Origin of the sequence: Nocardia sp. NPDC049737, from assembly GCF_040674755.1 — a bacterium.
Lineage (GTDB): Bacteria > Actinomycetota > Actinomycetes > Mycobacteriales > Mycobacteriaceae > Nocardia.
Genome location: NZ_JBFANH010000032.1, coordinates 47585 through 65588 on the forward strand (window position 1 = coordinate 47585; position 18004 = coordinate 65588).

Sequence of the window (18004 nt, forward strand, 5' to 3'; positions counted from 1 at the left end):
AACCCTCCGAACCAAGGCTCGGTACGGTCTGGACGCGGCACTAGCTGGCTTCGGAAGTTTGGGCCGTCGGCGGAATTCCGGTGTCCAGGAAGCGGATCAGGCGATCGATGCGGATGGTGTGGTCGATACAGCCTTCGAGGTTATTGCCCACCAGGGCGATATCGATGGCGGCCTCGGTGGCGGTTCGCTCGGTCAGCGCAGAGTGGAGTTGTTGGTGGAGTTGCTCCATTGCGGGAATACCGGATTCCGGGGTGACGGGTTGGCGGCCGGTGGCGACCGATTCGCCCGCGAGGGCGGTGTGCCGCGCGGCCAGCCGACCCAGGGCGGTGAGGATTTCCATAAGAGGTTGGGGTGCAACGGATTCTGGGTGGTATTTGTAGACCTGATCGGCGACGCGGCTGATCAGCGAGCCGATCCGGGACAGTTCACCGGCGATCTGGATGGCGGTGACCACATGCCGCAGATCGCGCGCGACCGGCGCCTGCAATGCGAGCAGCACCACGGTTCTGGCCTCGCAGGCGGCGTACATCTTCTGTAGCTGCTCGTCGAGCGCGAAGGCCTCATAGGTGGCGGCGAGATCGGCGTCGCCGAGCGCGGCCGTGACACGCTCGGCGGCATCGTGGGCGAGCCGACACATGAGCGTCAAATCATTGGTCAACGCGATGAGCTCGCGAGTGAACTGGGTCCGCACTCCGCACATTGTCGCTTATCGCCGCGCCGTCCCATAGAAGAATCTCGACTCGATCGCCGCGAAGGCTGGAATACCTGGGTGTTCGACATTCGAAATGACGTCGCCCCGTGCAGTTGCCGTCGCCGGTTGCCCACCCCACGCCGTCGTGACCCGACACGGTGCCAAATGCGATCAGCTGGTGTTAGCGTCGGGAGATGGCGAACTTGCGTGATGTTCAGCACCGAGTTGTGACGCTATTTCAGCGACGGTTGGGGAATCCGATTCTGCGCAGATTGCCGACACAGCAGTTGCTGGAGACCGTCGGGCGCAAGAGTGAGCAGCCGCGGATTACGCCGATCGGTGGTCGCCGGGTCGGCAAGGAGTTCTGGCTCGTCTCGGAATTCGGGGACAAGTCGCAGTACATTCGAAATATCAAGGCCGACAACCGGGTTCGAGTGCGGCTGCACGGTCATTGGCATACCGGTACCGCACATCTACTGCCGGATGATGATCCGCGCGCCCGGTTGCAATCGTTGCCCAAGGCCAACAGTGTGGGTGTTCGATTGCTCGGCACCGACTTGCTGACCGTCCGGATCGATCTCGAAGACTGACGCAGCGCATGCGCCCGATCACACGCGATCGAGTGGCATGGCCATCGCAATGCTCGTCCTACCGCCGGAAGCCCTTGCGTCCGTGCGCGCCGCACGCCGCGATCAGGTGCAGATCAGCCTTGATCTCGCGCTCGGCTCCTGGGCGAGCATCGGTATGACCATTCCGGCGATCGCCGTAGCAACTATCTGGCTAGACGGTGACCGGTCCTCGGGCTCGTCGCCACGCAGATGGTGCTGCTCGCTTTGGCGGTCGTCGTCGGCGTACTGACGTAGGTTCCGGGTCGGGCGACGCTACTGCGAGGGCGGTGTACATGTGCCCCTGTTCTCGGCTTTTTAGTTCATCGCGGGTAGTCCGTAGCCGGTGTGATCGAGCTCAATAGCTTCCAGTTGGCCGCGAGCGATATCGAATGGGCGGGACCGGCCACCTCGATCGGCGCGGCCAATCTGGTGCGGTTCGGTCAGTCGCTGGACGATCTCGTCGAGGCGGTCGGTCCGCTGGTCACGGCCGGGAACAGTCCGCAGATGTATCTGGAAGGCGATGGCCTGGTGCCGTTCCTACAGCGGGTGACCGAATGGATGGACAAGGTCGGGCCGGAGCTGAAATCGCTGCTTCCGGGACTGCGGCCGCTGGCCGATGCGGTCGCCGCCACAGCGCCGCGCATCGATCTCAGCAGTCTGATCAGTCAGGCGCTGCACGAAACCGGCGATGACGCCGTCAAGGTGCGCGTCGGCATCAAATAGGGCATTACCTGCACGAACACACGTCGCCAAAGTTGATCTTTCGCACTGCGATCTTCGGTAGCCTGCCAGCAGAGCTTTTCGTGAAGGTAGTCCCTACTCGGCACGAAGGCGGTGCGATGGTGGAACCCGGCGTCGGCACGACACCCGGCGGTGATCGCGGAACCGATAACGGGCGCGTCATGGCCATCGCGGCCGTAATCGCCGCCGCGCTCGCACTGGTGGTCGCGATCGCTCTGCTGCTGCGATCGAATCAGGATTCGAAGAACGCACCGCCATCGGCGACGTCGACCACCACCGCCCGGCCCGTCCCCGCACCACCGCTCGTGCCGCCGTCGAACCGCGCGACGACCTCCGCGGCACAACCGGCGCGCAAGCCCGGCGATGATTGCTCGCACGAAGGGATCGTCGCGCAATGGGATATGCGCAATGGCCTGTGGGTCTGCGCACCGCGGGAACAGGCGCGCAATCAGCACCAGGTCGGCGATGATTGCTCGCACGAAGGGATCGTCGCGCAATGGGCCCTGTCACCGGATGGCGGCTGGAACTGCATACCGCAAGGTCAGGGCGTTGCGGAACCGCCGCCGGTGCCGCAGAATCCGGTGCCTCGCTCGGTTCCGGTCCCGGGCAATGCGAGCCCCAACCCGGGCAATGCGAGCCCCAATCCGGTTCCGGACAATCCGAACCCCAACCCGGTTCCGGACAATCCCAACCCCAACCCGGCCCCGCAGAATCCGAACCCCAACCCGGCCCCGCAGAATCCGATCATCATCCCGGGTCTGCCGCCGCTGCCCCCGCTGCCGCCGCTGCCCGGACTGCCGTAGTCGAGGCGATGACGAAATTCGTTCGACACGGCTGAGATGCTCGATCGGTGATCGTTGTCCCCGAATTCTTCGCCGATCGTCTCGCCGAGATGGAGCCCGCGGCCCGGGTTTGGCTGGACGGTCTGCCCGAACTCGCGGCGCGGTACGCCCAGCGCTGGGAGCTTCGGTTCGAGGGCGCGCCCATGCACGGTTATGGCGGCTTGGTGCTGCCCGCCTTGCGCGCGGATGGCAGTCGGGTTGTGCTCAAACTTGGCCATCTCACTCCGGAGACCCGCGATGAACCGGTCGCGTTGACCGCCTGGGCAGGCAATGGCGCGGTGCGTTTGCTCGACAGCGATGCCGAGTACGGCGCACTCCTGCTGGAACGACTCGATCCCGCCCGGTCATTGGACTTCGAGCCCATCGACGACGCGGTTCGGATCATCTCCGTCCTGCTGCGTCGGCTCGCCATCCCCGCTCCGCCCGGCCTCTCCCGCGACCTGCGCAGTGAGGCCGAGCGCCTGGTGGAGGAGCTGCCGAAGGACTGGCAGCGCCTCGGCGCTCCGTTCCCACGCAAAATGCTCGATGCGGCCGTCGAGGTCTGCGCTCAGCTCGGCCCGAGCGCGGACCGCCTGCTGGTCAATGAGGATCTGCACTTCGAGAACGTCCTCGGCGGCGGCCGCGAACCGTGGCTCGTCATCGATCCGCAGCCCCTGGCGGGCGATCTCGAATTCACCACGCTGTCGCTGCTGTGGAACCGGCGCACCGAATCCGCCCTCGACGATCGCTTCGCCGCCGTCGTCGATATCGCCGGACTCGATCCGGATCGCGCCCGTGCCTGGACGCTGGTCCGCGCCGTGCAGAACTGGCTGTGGTTCGTCGAAGATGAGGACACCGAAGACTTCGGCTGGCCCGCCGTCCAGGCCATTGCCCCGTGGGCTCTGCGCTGACCCTCCCGGCTATGCGAAGAAAACGACTCCACGCCACCCGCCCGGCCGACGCCCCTTGGCGAAACGGTCGGCGCGCCAGGCCGACCGAGACCAGGCCGCCCAACTTCACCGCCCGCCGCTGCGCGCGTCGCCGCTACTGGTGAACCGCGAAGGCAGGCAGGACGTAGGAACTTCGGCCTCCGGGAGGAGGGGCATCCTCCGCCGGAAGGAGTCGATGCCCGCCCCGACCAGGCATCATGGTCCGCGTGGTGGATTCGGGCGTGACCAGGAGTGTGGACTGGCTGCTCGATGTCCGTGCACTGCCAGTGCGCGTGGGCGTGCTGTTGGCATCGGCGATCGGCTGTCTGCTGCTGCTTTCGGATGCGCCCCGACCGGTGGACTGGACCATCGGCCTGCTCGCGGTATTCGTGACCGCCGTCGGCATCCGCTGGCCGTTCGTGACGTCGCTACTGGTGACCGGGCTGTTGGTGCTCGGCTACGAGATCGGCGGCACCGGCCCACTGGTCCCCAAGGTGGGCGCCGCGATCGCTCTCATCGGGCTCGCGGCCCGTCGCAGTGGATGGCAGCCTTGGGCGGCGGCGGGCGCATTGGGCGGGGCCTATCTGCTGCATCCCTCGGGAGCGGAAGCGGCGACCGTTTACCGAGCGCTTGTCATGGCCGGTGCACCGCTATTGATCGGACATCTCCTGTACGCGGCACGTGCGGGTGCCGACCGAGCCAGGCAGCTGGCCGAGGAGATTTCGCAGCGCCGCGAGGCCGATATCGCGGCGGCGCGAGCGGTGGAACGGACCGCCATCGCCAGGGAGCTACACGATCTGATCGCACATCACGTCTCGTCCACCGTGCTGCGGGTCGGCGTGGCCCGGCATGCGGTTGCGGACGCGCCGCCTGCGGTCCGTGCGGTGCTCGACGATATTCACGCCAGCGGCACCGAAACCCTCGCTGACCTAAGACTTTTGGTGTCTGTATTAAGGGATCCGACGATGGCGGGTGAACCCTTCGTCGCGCCAACGGATCTGCCCGCCGCAATCGCGGCCGTCGCGGAACGGGCCGTGCGATTGGGAACAATTGTGGAGGTCGAGGTCGACGATGCCGGGGTGGATGCTTTGCGGTCATTGACATTGCTGCGATTGGCGCAGGAGGGCGTGGCGAATGTCGTGAAGCACGCGGGTTCGGGAGCGACCGCCCAACTGGCCATTACGACACGTGAGGATGGGACGGTCGATTTCGTGCTGCGCGACAACGGGACGCACACCGGCAAGGGCAGCGGGCAGGGCCTCGGCTTGGTCGGACTGCGCGAGCGGGTCGAACTGCTCGGCGGCGAATTCATTGCCGGGCCGGGTGATTCCGGTTGGCGGCTCGACGCATCCCTGCCGATTTCCGTCGGGAGGGCAGTGGCGTCATGACGATTCGGGTACTCATCGTCGACGACCAGCAGTTGGTCCGCGCTGGATTGCAGATGCTCTGTGAGGCCGATGCCGAACTCGAGATCGTCGGGCGGGCGGCCAGCGGGGGCGAAGCCGTTCGGCTGGCCGAGCAGACCTCTCCCGACGTCATCCTGATGGATCTGCGCATGCCCGGTATGGACGGTATCCGCGCCACCGAGCGCATTCTCGCAACCAGGCCATCGATCCGCGTCGTGGTCTTGACCACCTTCGACGATGACGACCACCTGTACCCCGCACTCGCCGCGGGGGCGTGCGGTTTCCTGGTCAAGGATGCCTCGCCCACCGATCTGCTCGACGGCATCCACCGCGCCGCCGCGGGCGAGTCACCGTTCACGCAGGCGGTACTGCAGCGACTGGTGGATTCCGCTGTGGCCGCACGCGAGGCCGATCGAACCCCGGATCACGTTGCACCACAAGGACTTACCAATCGCGAAGCCGAAGTCCTCACGTTGGTCTCGGCGGGGCTATCCAATGCCGAAATCGCCGAACGCCTGCACCTCGGCGTCACCACGGTCAAAACGCATATCGGCAACCTGATGACGAAAACCGGTGCCACCAACCGTGTTCGGCTCGCGGTACTCGGCGTCGGTCACCACTGAATTCTCAGTGCGGATGCTGCGCCGCGTATGTCGCCCGCTCCAGCGCCCGGCGCCGCGCCCGCTGCGGATTCTGCAAATCCGCTGGCAGTCCATGTTTGGCCAGCCGGTGCGCGCGATTCATCGGCATGAAGGCCGTCGTGTAGAACAGGGCGAGCAGTAACGCCAACAACACCATCGAGCCGCGCAACCACAGTTCGCCTGGGAACAAAAGGAAAGCGGCGAACAGTGGAGTGAACGGCATCAGTCCGCGCAGGAGATGACGTGGCGTCGCGTACTTGCCGGTGAGATCGTTGCGCACCCACTCGCGCAACGAATCCGGCAGCCGTCGCCCGAAGGCGTAGCCGATCCACTGAATGGGATTGGGTCGGGTCATGCGTGCACTCCTCGTGACGTGGCAGGGGCACCCGCGTGCCGTGCGGCCGCGTTGACCCGGGTCAGTACTTCGCGCAGTTCCTCCAGGTCCGCCAAGGTCACGCCGAGTCGCTCCACTACGGCGGGCGGAATCTGCTCGGCCTGCTTGCGCAGCGTCCGCCCGTCCGGAGTCAGATCCACCACCAGGTTGCGCTCGTCACGACTATCGCGCCCTCGTGTGATCAGCCCGGCCGACTCCAGCCGCTTGAGCAGCGGCGACAGCGTCGGCGAATCCAACTGGATCGCCTCGGCAATCGCCTTGACCGACATCGGCGCCTCACTCCACAGCGCCAACATCACCAGATACTGCGGATGCGTGAGCCCGAGGGGTTCCAGCAGCGGCCGATACACCCCGAGCACCGCCCGATTGGCCACGGCCAGCGCAAAACAAACCTGCCGATCCAGCCGCAACGGATCGTCGGCCTCCATGGAACCTCCTAGTTCGCCAGCAAGCTTAGTGCATGAATCGTTAGTGTACGAACTATTAGCGGGTGTGGTCACCGAGTTCACCAAAATGCGTAAGAACCGGAGGTGGCAGGGCACGGGAGATTCTCGATGCCAAGGATGCGTTTGCCGCGTGGGCGGCTCGTCGGCAATCTGGGCTGAGCGGCGCTGTCTTCACCGGATCTCGGGCAGAGTCTCGTTAGCGTGGACATATGGATCACGCCGGTGCGCGTCCGCGCATCCACGCGCTCGACGCCGTGCGCGGTTTTGCGCTGTGCGGGATTCTGGTGGTCGATATCTGGCAGATCACCGATATGCGGGCGATGACCGGGCCTGGCATCGTGGATCCGATATGGCACGTGCTGTCCGTGCTGTTCGAGGGACGGTTCTTTCCGATCTTCTCGTTTCTGTTCGGGCTCAGCTTTTCGCTGTTCCTGGATCGTGCCGCCGAGCGCAGTGACCGTCCGCGGCTGGTACTCGCGCGTCGGCTCGTCGCGCTCGGTGTGCTCGGCTTGATCCACCATGTGTTCGAGCCGGGTGAGGCGTTGCTGCCGTACGCGATGGTCGGGTTGGTGGTTCTGTTGCCTGCGGCTGGTCTGGCGCGCTGGGTGATATTGCTCGCCGGGCTGGTCGCCACGATCGGGGTTCCGGTCACGATCGGCGGTGGGCTCGGGTTGGTGCCGGGTCTGTTCCTGCTCGGCATGGCGGCCGACCGTTTCGGTCTCGCGGAGAGCCTGCCCGATGGCGGCTGGCGGATCGCGATGGTATTCGCGCTGGCCGTGCCTGCGGCGGTGGCGGCGGGGGTATGGGAGTACCGCACGCCATATACCAACCTATGGACCGGGAGTGTGGCTCCGGTGGCCGGACTACTCGGCGCGCTCGCATATCTCACCGGATTTCTGCTGTTCCTGCGCACCGAGACCGGTGAGGTTTTCGCGGAGGTGCTCGAGCCGATGGGGCGCATGGCGCTGACCAATTACGTTTCGGCAACCGGACTTATCCTGGCCGCCGACCCATGGCTGGGCATATCCGATTCCAATCGCTACGGCGCACTACTCGGCCTGGCCGTCGGGATCATCGCGGTGCAGGCAGTGTGGAGTTACTACTGGTTGCGCTGGTTTCGCTATGGCCCGCTGGAATGGGTGTGGCGGTGTGTGACCTGGTGGCGACTGGTACCGAACCGCCTGACGCGACAGGAACGCCGGAAACTCACAGTGCCGTATGGGCGCGGTCGCTAGGGAAATCTCAGCAAATCACCGCAGACTGGGGCGTCATGGACCAGTTGGTGGGTGATGTTCGTCTTGCTTTTCGCCACGATCCTGGCCGAACCGCTCGCTCGGCGGCTCGGTATCGCGTCAGCGGTTCTGATGACGGTTTTCGGTTGCGTGCTCGCGTCGATACCTCGACGTGACCGGCGTTGCACCGGTCGGGTGGACCCGACACCTCGACCTGGGCGGCGCGCCGCTAGACCGATCGGGCGGACCAGACGCGTTCGACGTACTCGGCGAAATCGGTGGCCGGTCGGTCGAGTACCGCGAGCACGCCGTCCGTCGGTTCGGCGATGCGCCCAGTCCGCATCAGCTCGAACATCGCGTTCAGCGCCGTCGCGACTTCCTCGGGAAGGCCCTGGGCGAGCAGTTCGGTTCGGTAGGCGTCGGGCGTCAATGTCTCGTATTCGATCGGACGCCCTGCCGCCGTTGCGATCTGCGAGACGGCTTGCGCGAATGTCAGCGCGCGCGGCCCCGACAACTCGTAGATCCTGCCCCCCGTGGCCATCGCGAGTGAGTACCGCAAGCGAGCGATGACGTGGTCGGTCCCGTATTGCGGGTGATGCACGAAACACCGGGCGCGCCATGGACTCTCACCACTTCGGCCGCCGTCGCCGGCGTCTCGCGCACCACACTCGCCAAGCGGTTCGCCGAACCGCCATTGGCATATCTGACGGATTGGCGGATGACGATCGCCGCGGACCTGTTGGCCGAACCCGGCGCCACCGTGAGTGCGGTTGCCCGCCGGGTCGGCTACGCGGACGCCTTCGGATTCAGCACGGCATTCAAACGCGTGCGCGGGGTCAGTCCGAGCGAATACGCCAGGTCCGCCTACTTCGCACCGACGCCCGCGGAGCGGATCGCGTCGAGTACTTCACCGTAGGAAAGGGTGGAATTTACGGTGATGGTTTCCGAAGTGCGGTCGACGTCGACCGATTGCACGCCACCGAGGTTGTAGAGCGCGCGTTCGGCGACGACGGCGCGTTCATCCGAGTAATCGGTCATATCGAAGGTGTAGGTCATCACGACCTCCTGGTAGGGGCTGTCTTCGGTTCGGCGGATAACCCGATCGGCAGGTTTCAAACGCCGCGCCGGCGTGGTGTTTGATTTCGGAATCACCGGGCATAGCCAGAAAGTAATATCAACCAGCGCAACGGGATTGTCATGATCATTATCATCGGGCTCGTCGTTCTCATCGGCGCGGTAATTATCGGCGTTGCCGGAGTGGCGGCCAATACGGGCGAAGTTCGTACGTCACCGGGCGATTTCGGGGTATTCGACTATCACTTCAGCGTCTCCGCGGGGGAACTTTTCCTCTACGGGATCGCAATCGGGGCGATCGGGATGCTCGGCCTCAGCCTGCTGCTGGCAGGCCTCTGGCGTAGTTCCCGTCGCAGCAGCGCCGCACGGCGCGATCTGCGGCAGTCGCGCCGGGAGTTGGCTGCCCAGGAAAAGGCCCAAGAAAAGGCCCAGGCAAAGGCGGCCGAGCCGCGTCGAAGCACGCCACCGGCGGCGGCACCACCGCCCGCCGCGACACCACCCGCGACCCAACCCGCCACGCAGGACACCCCGCCGCAGGGCGGTAAGCCGGCGTGGAGCTGGAATCGGTTCATGCGCCAGTCCGGCGGGTCGGCACCGGTCGAAACATCCGGCCGCACAACGGTCAAGACGACCAAGTAAAGGAAAGAACGATGATCATCCTCGGCTTGATACTCCTCATTGTCGGATGGCTACTCGGCATCGGTCTGCTCACCACAGCCGGAATCATATTGCTGATCATCGGTGCGGTACTCGCCCTCGTCGGGTCGGTGGGGCGGCACCCGGTCGGCGGTCGACGGCACTATTACTGACGTCGACATGCTGAGCAGTGAGCGGGCCGAGGGTTTCCCTCGGCCCGTTTCACGATCCGGAAATACCCGCCAATTGACCGATGCCGTAGGTGACCGCCATCCCCAGCGCACCACCGATCACCACCCGCGACACCGCGCGCCCGCGATTACTGCCGCCGAGCCGCGCGCTGACCGACCCCGTAATCGCCAGCGCGATCAGCACTGCCGCGAATGTCACCGGAATACGCGCCGTGGTCGGCGGCAGGATGATCGCCAACAGCGGCAGCAGCGCACCCAGGGTGAATGAGACCGCCGAGGAGACGGCAGCGGCCCATGGATTGGTCAACTCGTGCGGATCCAGACCGAGTTCGGCCTCGGCGTGGGCGAGGAATGCGTCGTGTGCGGTCAACTCCTCGGCCACCTTGCGCGCTGTCTCCGGCGTCAGCCCCTTCGACCGATAGATATCGGCCAGTTCGGTCAGCTCGTATTCCGGTTCTTCCTTGAGTTCCGTGCGTTCCTTGGCCAGTAGTGCACGCTCGGAATCCCGCTGTGCGCTCACCGACACGTACTCGCCGACGGCCATGGAGATCGCACCCGCGGTGAGTCCGGCGATGCCCGCGGTGAAAATGGCCGAGGCGCTGGTCGTCGCCGCCGCGACACCGACAACCAGACCCGCGGTCGACACGATGCCGTCGTTCGCTCCGAGTACGCCCGCGCGCAACCAGTTCAGCCGCGACGCCAGACCCTCACGATGTGGTTCGTGGGGGTGCGGCGAACCGAGCGTCTCGTCCATAAGCCGCAGACTATGCCAAAGTCCGGAAGGTATCAGTGTCTTCCTGCGGGTTCACGCGCCAGTCGAGGCGGGCGAGCGGCACACCCAGCCGATCGGTGTGGTCGGTCGGCGTGACGCGCCTGTCCGGATTCGGCAGGTCGTAGGCCGGGCACCGTCCGACGATGCCCAAATCCAGACGGATCCGACGTCGGCGCGGTTCACACTCGAAGCTCGTTGTGGCACAGGATGATCAGGACGGCGGAAAAGTGTACAGCTTTTCGGGCGTGATCCGCACGATCAGCCGCTCGGCCTCCGGTTCCGGCGGTGGGGTGGCCCCGTTCATATACCGGCCGTACATCTCGTACAGCAGCGTCTTCTCCGGATCCTCGGTGATATCCACTCGTCCGCGAATCTCCACGTAGCGACCGTTCGTCCGGCTCAGTACCAGCAGGCTGACTCGCGGATCGCGCAGCATATTGCGGGTCTTGAGCCGACCCTTGATGGTGCTGAACACCACGGTGTCGTCCTCGTACTTCACGAAGATCACCGACGATTGCGGCCGGCCGTCGGCATTCGGGGTCGAGAGGATAGCGGCGTGCGGTTCGTCGATCAGCGTGCGGACATTGTTATCGAGTTTCATCGCGGTCTCCTTTGCGGGTGGTCGGATAGGTAGACCCAGGTGATGGCCCGAAGGAATCGGGTGCGGCGATTCTTTTTCGGCGCTCGGTCGGTCTATCTCTACGAGGACCTCGAGACAGGAAGGAGGCGCCGATGACGCAGGCGAGCACCGCGCATGCCGAATTCGATCGCCGCACCCAGCCGTATCGGCGCGAATTGCTCGCGCACTGCTATCGGATGCTCGGCTCACCCGACGACGCCGAAGACCTGGTCCAGGAGACCTATCTGCGCGCCTGGCGGGCCTTCGACGGCTTCGAAGGCCGCTCGTCGGTGCGGACCTGGCTCTATCAAATCGCCACCAATGCCTGCCTGTCCGCGCTGCGACATCGCAGCCGTCGCGTCCTGCCGTCCGGACTCGGCGCGCCCGCCACCGACCCGTCCGGTACTTCGACCGTGGACCTCGAGGTGCAATGGCTCGGTCCGCTGCCGGACAAGCTGGTGACCGATGAATCCGACGATCCGGCCAGCATTGTCGCCGCCCGCGACAGCCTGCGGCTCGCGCTGATCGCCTGTCTGCAACAGTTGTCCGGCAAACAGCGTGCGGTTCTGCTGCTGCGCGACATCCTGGACTTTTCGGCTGCCGAGGTGGCCGAATTGCTCGGCACGACCACGGCCGCGGTCAAGAGTTCGCTGCAGCGTGCGCGGGCCCGGCTCGATGAACTCGGCGCGGTCGATGCGAATAGTCCGACCGAACCCGAGCAGCGGGCACTGCTCGACGCATATATGACCGCATTCCAGAATGCCGACGCCGCCGCCATCGAGCGCCTGTTGCACCGCGACGCTGTTCTCGAAATGCCTCCCGCCACAACATGGTTCGCAGGAAAACGTGCCTGTGTCGCCTACCTCGCCACACAGGTACTCGGCACGCCGGGCGATTGGCTCATGTTGCCGACCACAGCCAACCGACAACCTGCCGCCGTCGCCTACCTCCGCGAAACAGATGGCGGCTACCGGGCTTTCGGACTCGCGGTGCTCACCACCACACACGGGGCGATCACCCGAATCGCCGCCTTCGGTGACGCGAATTTGGTCACCGCATGCGGATTTCCGGCGACCATGTAGGCGTACGGCCCGCGTTCGTTGAGGGGCGCATGTCACGGACTCGTCAGATTGCGACTCGAGATTCTTTCAGATAGCGATGGACCGGGCGCACCGGCAACCGGTGCTGCCGGGGCGACCACGGCGTGCGCGGACTGCGTGGACCGGACCCGGCGGGCCCGCGGCCGCTGTCGATGCGACGCCCGCGAATCGCTCGAAACACCGCGGTTGGACATGTCGATACGCCTTGCGTACCCCTCGTACACAAGGCGGTATATAGCGCGCCCGCCCGGTGAAACCCACGACGGTGATCGCATCAACCCAGAGAATCCCAGGCAACCATCAGCGACCGATAAATGTTGGATAAACGCCGCCTAATCCGCGATATCGGCGGTCGGCGCGGCGCTGAACAGCCGGTCGATGGTGGGTGGTGCCAGCCCCGCGCGCCGGAAGATCTCGGCTGCCTCACCGAATTCCGCGGTGGCCGGGCCGGTGCGTCCCTGTGCGGCCAACGCGCTCGCGTGCAGCGCCAGCGCGCGCGCCCGATCGATCGGATCGGCCGCCTTGGTGAGCAACCGAACCGCTTCCGCGGCTTGGCTTTCCGCATCGACCACATTGCCCGCGCGCAGCTGGATCTGCGCCAATCTGGTTCGCGCCCAACCCTCCCAGAGGCGCACACCATTGCGTTGCGCGATCCGCACGGCATCGCGGCCGAGTTCGAGTGCCCGCTCGTGCTCGTCGCGCATCGAAAGCGTGGCCGCCAATTCGTGGGTGGCCCAACCGAGTGCGACCGTATTCGAGGACGCCTGCGCCAACGCGATGGCGCGGTCCGCGATATCGACCGCCTCGTCGTATCGGCCTGCCTCGCAATAGGTTCGGGTGACCAAGGCCAGACACCAGGCCTGCATCGACCGGTCGCCGAGTTCACGGGCAAAGCGCATCGCATTCTCGAAATGCCGACGCGAGGTTTCGACATCGCCGAGTCGTCGATCGGCAATGCCGAGCAGTACTTCCGAAAGCACCGCGATCCGGCGATCGGCATCGTCTGTGGGTGGCCCGGCCGCCGCGTCGAGATATTTCAGACTCGCCTCGACCTCACCGAGCCCGACCTGCAGCAGCGCACCGAGCGCGACCCGGATGCGGCGTTCGCTCGCGTGCGAGTCGCGAATTGCGGTGTCCAGCAGGGCTGTCAGTGCCTCGGATAATTCCCTGGCGCGGGTGCCCGCGTCCATCAGTTCGGCCATCACCCAGGCCAGATCCGCGGCCACCCGCAGTGCGCGGCCACCGACCCTGGCGGCCTGCCGGTGCAGCGCGATCACGACGGGTCGCTCGACGTCGTTCCACACCTGCCCCTCGGAACCGTTGGCGAACCGCCGACCTGGCACTGTGGTCGGGACCAGCAGGCGCGTGATGTTGCTGTAGTCGATGGCGCTCAACAGGTTCTTCGCACCCGCGAGGTAGTAGTCCAGCAGCCGGACCAGCACCGCCGACTCGTCCTCGTCGGCGACACTCTGGGCGAATAGCCGCAGCAGATCGTGGAATCGGTAGCGACGGGGCACCGTCGTCTCGAGCAGGCTCAGATCGACCAGCGATTCGCAGATCCGCTCGGCCTCGGACTCCGCGATGCCGAGCACCGCGGCCACGCCGTCGACCGGCAGATCCGGGAAGTCGACGAGCGCAAGCGTGCGAAAAGCCTTGGCCTGCTGTTCATTCAGCTGCCCATAGCCGAGCCTGAATGCGGCCTCGACGCCGAGTTCGCCGGTCTCGAGCACCGCGAGCCGACCCTGCTCATCGGCCAGACGTGCCACGAACGATCCAATCGTCCATTGCGGCCGAACTGCCAGTCGCGCACCGACAATGCGCACCGCCAACGGTAGGCAACCGCACAGTGCGACGACCTGCCGTGCCGCGCTCTCCTCAGCGGCGACGCGTTCCGGGCCGAGGATGCGGATCAGTAGCGCCATGGCCTCGTCATGCTCCAGCACGTCGAGGCGAGTGCGACGCACAGCGGGCATCTCGGTCAGCGCCGAACGACTGGTGATCAGCACCGCGGTGCCGGAAGTTCCGGCGAGCAGCGGCGTCAATTGCGCACTGCCACGGGCATTGTCGAGCACGATCAGCATGCGTTTACCCGACAGGCGGGTGCGTAGTTGGGCCGCACGATCGTCGACGGCGCCCGGAATCTCGCCCTCCGCGATGCCGAGCGCACGCAGGAATCCGCCGAGTGCGTCACCGGGTGAGGTCGGCACCGGATCGACGCCGCGCAGGTTCACATACAGCTGTCCGTCCGGGAAGCGATCGCGCACGTGATGGGCCACATGCAGGGCCAATGTTGTCTTGCCCACGCCGCCCATGCCGCCGACCGCGGAAATGGCGACTGCGCTGCCACCGCTGGTCAACTGGTCGGTAATGCGCTCGACCAGCTGCTCGCGGCCGGTGAAATCGGCGATATCCGGCGGCAGTTGCGCTGGCACCACCGGCTCCGGACCGTAGCCGTGCTGCCGCGGTGTCGGCATTTCGGCCCGCAGGATGCGTTCGTGCATCGCGGTCAACTCCGGGCCGGGTTCAACTCCGATTCCGTCGATCAGATCGCGGCGGGCTCGTGCGTACACTTCGAGCGCCTCGGCTTGGCGGCCGCAGTGGTACAGCGCGGCCATGAGCAGCGCCCGGAACCGTTCACGCAATGGATGCTCATCGATCAGCGGACCCAGTTCGGCGACCGCGCCGCCAGCACGGCCGACCTCGATATCGAGGGCGAGTCGGTCCTCGAGAATCGCCAAGCGCCACTGCTCGAGGCGGGTGCGGTGGCGTTCGGCGAAAGGTCCGGCCAATCCGCTCAGCGCGGGCCCACGCCAGCGGACGAGTGCGTCGATCAGTGCCTCGCGTGCCGCCTCCGGTGACGCGCCGCGCACCCGTTCGGCCGTTCCCACCAGGGCCTCGACCTCCTCGATATCGGTCGAGCCCGGCGGGATCCGCAATGCGTAACCGTCACCGACCGAGACCAGCACCGTCGACGGCGCGCGCGGAATCCGATCAGGTTCCAGCACCCGACGCAATTGCGCGACATGGGTGCGCAGTGCGGCAATGGCGCGCGGCACCGGATCCTCGCCCCAGATGCCGTCCACCAATTCCGCTGCGGTAACCGACTTTCCGGCACGCAGCAGTAGCGCGGCCAGTACCGCGCGACGTTGCGGAGGTCCCAATTCGAGCGGCGTCTCCCCACGCCACCCGCAGACCTCGCCCAATACGGAAAACTGCACTGACCCGACCTCCCGGACCAGGGAGCATACGCGCGCATCCGGCGAACGGCTCGTTCATTCCTTGACTATTCGACGTTCATCGATCCTTGCTAGCGCCGCGTCCAGGCCCATCACGACCCAAGCCGTTCGCCGCATTGCGCCCGGCGGGCACCTCGCCTGGTACGGAAATATCGGGGTGCAGCCGAATTGAACCTCGCCGACTTCTACGCCAAAGCTGGAACGCGCACTTCGTCGGCTTCATAAGCCCGGTCCCGGAGGAAACCATCGGCGAAGATCTCGGCACCTGGTGGACCTGGTCGCCGACGGTCGGGTCACGCCATTGATCGGCTTGACGCTCGACTGGGGGAGCAGACCGCCGATGCCTTCCAAGCGCCGCGGACCCTGCGCGGTAAGGCGGTGCTGCGGGTGACCTGATTTGCGGTGACTACGAGCCCACGGGTGGGGCCCCTGCGCTGCGGCGATATCGGTTTCGATATCGGATTTCGGCCACGTCGGTCTTGGACAGGCGGATCGGCGCTGTGCTGTCGTGTCGCCATGACAAAGATCGGTAGACGCGGGGCTCGCATGGGCCTGTTCCTGGTGACAACGGTGCTGCTCGGCGCATGTGGGACCGAATCGAAGGATCCGGACCCAGCGCCCACCCCGGTGGGCCAGCTGGCCGGTATCGAGCAGCAGCATCAGGCCAGGCTCGGGGTCTTCGCCGTCGATGCCGGTTCGGGAAAGACCGTCGGCTTCCGTCAGGACGAACGCTTCGCGATGATGTCGACATTCAAGACCTTCGCGTGCGCTGCGTTGTTGCGCGAACATCCGCTTGCCACAGGGTATTTCGATCAGACTGTGCACTTCACCGAGGCGGATGTGGCGGCTGCGGGCGGCTCGGCGGTCACCGGTACCCGGATCGATAGCGGTATGTCGGTTTCGGAACTGTGCGACGCGGCCATTACTCGCAGCGATAATGCCGCGGGTAATGAGCTGCTGAAACTGCTCGGCGGCCCGCAGGCGCTGACGCAGTTCCTGCGGTCCATCGGCGATCAGATCTCCCACCTGGACCGTACCGAGCCGACGCTCAATACCGCTATCCCCGGCGACGAGCGCGACACCACCACACCTGCGGCAATCGCGGCCGACTATCGGGCACTGACGATCGGCGACGCACTCGGCGCGCCTGAGCGTGCGCAGCTGACAGCCTGGCTGATCGCCACCACCACCGGCGGTACTCGCATTCGCGCTGGCCTGCCTAATAATTGGAAGACCGGCGACAAGACCGGGACCGGCGACTACGGCTCTGCCAACGATGTCGCGGTCACTTGGCCCGCAGGTAGCGCCGCGCCCATCGTTATCGCGGTACTGACCACCCATTCCAGCCCGGATGCCAAGGCGGACAACGCCTTGGTCGCGGAGGCCGCCAAAGAGGCAGTCGGTCTACTGCGGTAACCGGTGCTGCGCGCCTTCTCGGCGAACCGCGGTAGGCGTTGTGCCCCACCATCTTCGGCAGCAGCGGGTGAAGGTGGCCTGTTCGGACAGGCCGATCAGCGAGGCGACCTGACTCATCGGCATATCGGTGGTGGTCAGGTAGCGGCGGGCCTCGTCGCGGCGGACGGTATCCAGGATGGTGGCGAAGGAGGTGTCCTCAGCGGCGAGGCGACGTTGCAGAGTGCGCGGATGGATTGTCAAAAGCCTTGCCACGGTAGTAATTTCCGGCGCGGAAGTACCCAGCAGTTGTTGTAAGGCGGCGCCGACCTTAGGTGCCATGGTGGCATCCGCGCCGCCGGACTGTTCGGCCAGGAATGCCATCGCCAAACGATGCAGATTCTCGTCGCCGCCGCTCAGCGGCCGGGTCGCCAGGCTGATCGGCACTCGTAACACCGCCGCGGCACACTCGATCCGCACGGGGGCGCCGAAGAACTCCTCATAGATCCGGATCGGCGCGGCCGGTCGGTACGGCAGTTCGACCGAGCGCAGCCCGTAGCGCACATCCACCAGCCGTTGAAATGTGCGGTGCACGAAGGCGAGTCCGAGATCGGTGCCCTGGACCGGTGTCGGCCCGCCGGGCGCAATGCCATAGCGCAAGGCGGTAACGCTGCGATCGCCGTACGGGTCGGGTGCGAGCGTCAGGCTGAGTGAGCGCGCGTGCAGGAACAGATAGCGCGAACAGCATTCGAGGGCATCGGCGAGCGTCGGCGAATTCCGGATGGCCAGGGCCAGCGGGCCGAGCATATCCAGATCTTGTCGACGCGAAATGCGCAGACCGAGGTCGGGGCAGTCGAGCCGCTGCGCGGCCAGTTCCAGCGCCGCCGCGACCGCCTGATCCGGTACCAGCAGATCATCGGCGTCTAGAGCGGCGATCGGCAGCCCGACGGCGGTGGCGAATTCCTCGGCGTTCCCGCCCAGCTCGGCCACCGTCGCGCGAAATCCGCGCAACCCCGCGGACCGAATCACCGACATGTCGCTCAGAATCAAATACTTGTCGTGCAAAGTCAAGAAT

At 65.8% G+C, this 18004-nt stretch carries 21 protein-coding genes and 1 pseudogene; 13 read left to right on the forward strand and 9 right to left on the reverse strand.

Annotated elements, in window-relative coordinates:
• Positions 1–40 precede the first annotated feature (40 nt).
• Positions 41–691, reverse strand: coding sequence for a PhoU domain-containing protein (locus tag AB0J47_RS34090; protein WP_364355762.1), 651 nt, complete (start codon positions 689–691; stop codon positions 41–43).
• Positions 692–885: 194 nt separating this feature from the next.
• Here AB0J47_RS34090 and AB0J47_RS34095 point away from each other — a divergent pair, with 194 nt between their 5' ends.
• The 7 genes and pseudogenes from AB0J47_RS34095 to AB0J47_RS34125 all read left to right on the forward strand — a co-directional run bounded on the left by AB0J47_RS34095 (position 886) and on the right by AB0J47_RS34125 (position 5819).
• Entirely contained in the window at positions 886–1281 is a 396-nt protein-coding gene (locus tag AB0J47_RS34095; RefSeq protein ID WP_364355765.1) for a nitroreductase/quinone reductase family protein, read from the forward strand.
• 34 nt (positions 1282–1315) lie between these two features.
• Positions 1316–1618, forward strand: a pseudogene (locus AB0J47_RS34100) (ionic transporter y4hA); the annotation flags it as partial.
• A gap of 26 nt (positions 1619–1644) precedes the next feature.
• Positions 1645–2022, forward strand: a complete 378-nt coding sequence (locus AB0J47_RS34105) for a hypothetical protein (RefSeq protein WP_364355768.1) — start codon at positions 1645–1647, stop codon at positions 2020–2022.
• A gap of 116 nt (positions 2023–2138) precedes the next feature.
• Entirely contained in the window at positions 2139–2843 is a 705-nt protein-coding gene (locus tag AB0J47_RS34110; RefSeq protein WP_364355770.1) for a hypothetical protein, read from the forward strand.
• A gap of 47 nt (positions 2844–2890) precedes the next feature.
• Complete coding sequence (locus AB0J47_RS34115) at positions 2891–3772, forward strand: aminoglycoside phosphotransferase family protein (RefSeq protein ID WP_364355773.1); 882 nt, start codon at positions 2891–2893, stop codon at positions 3770–3772.
• 260 nt (positions 3773–4032) lie between these two features.
• On the forward strand, positions 4033–5178 hold the full coding sequence (locus AB0J47_RS34120; RefSeq protein ID WP_364355776.1) for a histidine kinase: 1146 nt from the start codon (positions 4033–4035) through the stop codon (positions 5176–5178).
• Positions 5175–5819, forward strand: a complete 645-nt coding sequence (locus AB0J47_RS34125; RefSeq protein ID WP_364355779.1) for a response regulator transcription factor — start codon at positions 5175–5177, stop codon at positions 5817–5819. The genes AB0J47_RS34120 and AB0J47_RS34125 overlap by 4 nt, the downstream gene beginning before the upstream one ends.
• Before the next feature lie 4 nt (positions 5820–5823).
• Here AB0J47_RS34125 and AB0J47_RS34130 read toward each other — a convergent pair whose 3' ends face one another.
• Both AB0J47_RS34130 and AB0J47_RS34135 read right to left on the reverse strand, forming a co-directional pair.
• A complete protein-coding gene (locus AB0J47_RS34130) occupies positions 5824–6192 on the reverse strand; it encodes a DUF5313 family protein (protein ID WP_364355782.1) in 369 nt (122 codons plus the stop codon).
• Complete coding sequence (locus tag AB0J47_RS34135) at positions 6189–6659, reverse strand: MarR family transcriptional regulator (RefSeq protein ID WP_364355785.1); 471 nt, start codon at positions 6657–6659, stop codon at positions 6189–6191. The genes AB0J47_RS34130 and AB0J47_RS34135 overlap by 4 nt, the downstream gene beginning before the upstream one ends.
• 227 nt (positions 6660–6886) lie before the next feature.
• On the opposite strand from AB0J47_RS34135, the gene AB0J47_RS34140 reads away from it, so the two are divergent.
• The gene (locus AB0J47_RS34140; RefSeq protein WP_364355788.1) at positions 6887–7912 is read left to right on the forward strand and encodes a DUF418 domain-containing protein; all 1026 of its coding nucleotides are present in this window, start codon (positions 6887–6889) and stop codon (positions 7910–7912) included.
• 226 nt (positions 7913–8138) lie between these two features.
• Here the strand turns inward: AB0J47_RS34140 and AB0J47_RS34145 are convergent, their stop codons facing one another.
• Positions 8139–8450 carry a hypothetical protein gene (locus AB0J47_RS34145; protein WP_364355791.1) on the reverse strand — a complete coding sequence of 104 codons (312 nt, stop codon included), beginning with the start codon at positions 8448–8450 and terminating at the stop codon, positions 8139–8141.
• A gap of 54 nt (positions 8451–8504) precedes the next feature.
• Here AB0J47_RS34145 and AB0J47_RS34150 point away from each other — a divergent pair, with 54 nt between their 5' ends.
• Positions 8505–8825 carry a helix-turn-helix transcriptional regulator gene (locus tag AB0J47_RS34150; RefSeq protein ID WP_364355794.1) on the forward strand — a complete coding sequence of 107 codons (321 nt, stop codon included), beginning with the start codon at positions 8505–8507 and terminating at the stop codon, positions 8823–8825.
• Here the strand turns inward: AB0J47_RS34150 and AB0J47_RS34155 are convergent.
• Complete coding sequence (locus tag AB0J47_RS34155; protein ID WP_062990687.1) at positions 8774–8965, reverse strand: heavy metal-associated domain-containing protein; 192 nt, start codon at positions 8963–8965, stop codon at positions 8774–8776. The genes AB0J47_RS34150 and AB0J47_RS34155 overlap by 52 nt on opposite strands.
• Positions 8966–9106: 141 nt before the next feature.
• Between AB0J47_RS34155 and AB0J47_RS34160 the strand changes: the two genes are divergently transcribed.
• Together AB0J47_RS34160 and AB0J47_RS34165 are read left to right on the forward strand one after the other, a co-directional pair.
• Positions 9107–9622, forward strand: coding sequence for a hypothetical protein (locus AB0J47_RS34160; RefSeq protein WP_364355797.1), 516 nt, complete (start codon positions 9107–9109; stop codon positions 9620–9622).
• Between the two features lie 11 nt (positions 9623–9633).
• Positions 9634–9792, forward strand: coding sequence for a hypothetical protein (locus tag AB0J47_RS34165; RefSeq protein WP_364355800.1), 159 nt, complete (start codon positions 9634–9636; stop codon positions 9790–9792).
• 49 nt (positions 9793–9841) lie between these two features.
• On the opposite strand, the gene AB0J47_RS34170 is transcribed toward AB0J47_RS34165, so the two are convergent.
• Positions 9842–10564: a VIT family protein gene (locus tag AB0J47_RS34170; protein WP_364355803.1), complete on the reverse strand. Its 723-nt coding sequence runs from the start codon at positions 10562–10564 to the stop codon at positions 9842–9844.
• A gap of 229 nt (positions 10565–10793) precedes the next feature.
• Entirely contained in the window at positions 10794–11183 is a 390-nt protein-coding gene (locus AB0J47_RS34175; protein WP_364355806.1) for a PPOX class F420-dependent oxidoreductase, read from the reverse strand.
• A 131-nt stretch (positions 11184–11314) separates the two neighbouring features.
• Here AB0J47_RS34175 and AB0J47_RS34180 point away from each other — a divergent pair, with 131 nt between their 5' ends.
• Positions 11315–12283, forward strand: coding sequence for a sigma-70 family RNA polymerase sigma factor (locus tag AB0J47_RS34180; RefSeq protein WP_364355809.1), 969 nt, complete (start codon positions 11315–11317; stop codon positions 12281–12283).
• Positions 12284–12633: 350 nt separating this feature from the next.
• On the opposite strand, the gene AB0J47_RS34185 is transcribed toward AB0J47_RS34180, so the two are convergent.
• The gene (locus tag AB0J47_RS34185) at positions 12634–15519 is read right to left on the reverse strand and encodes a BTAD domain-containing putative transcriptional regulator (protein WP_364355812.1); all 2886 of its coding nucleotides are present in this window, start codon (positions 15517–15519) and stop codon (positions 12634–12636) included.
• A gap of 534 nt (positions 15520–16053) precedes the next feature.
• Here AB0J47_RS34185 and bla point away from each other — a divergent pair.
• A complete protein-coding gene (bla, locus tag AB0J47_RS34190) occupies positions 16054–16953 on the forward strand; it encodes a class A beta-lactamase (RefSeq protein ID WP_364355815.1) in 900 nt (299 codons plus the stop codon).
• On the opposite strand, the gene AB0J47_RS34195 is transcribed toward bla, so the two are convergent.
• Positions 16942–17964, reverse strand: coding sequence for an AraC family transcriptional regulator (locus tag AB0J47_RS34195; RefSeq protein ID WP_364355818.1), 1023 nt, complete (start codon positions 17962–17964; stop codon positions 16942–16944). The two genes, bla and AB0J47_RS34195, sit on opposite strands and share 12 nt — an antisense overlap.
• Positions 17965–18004: the final 40 nt, after the last annotated feature.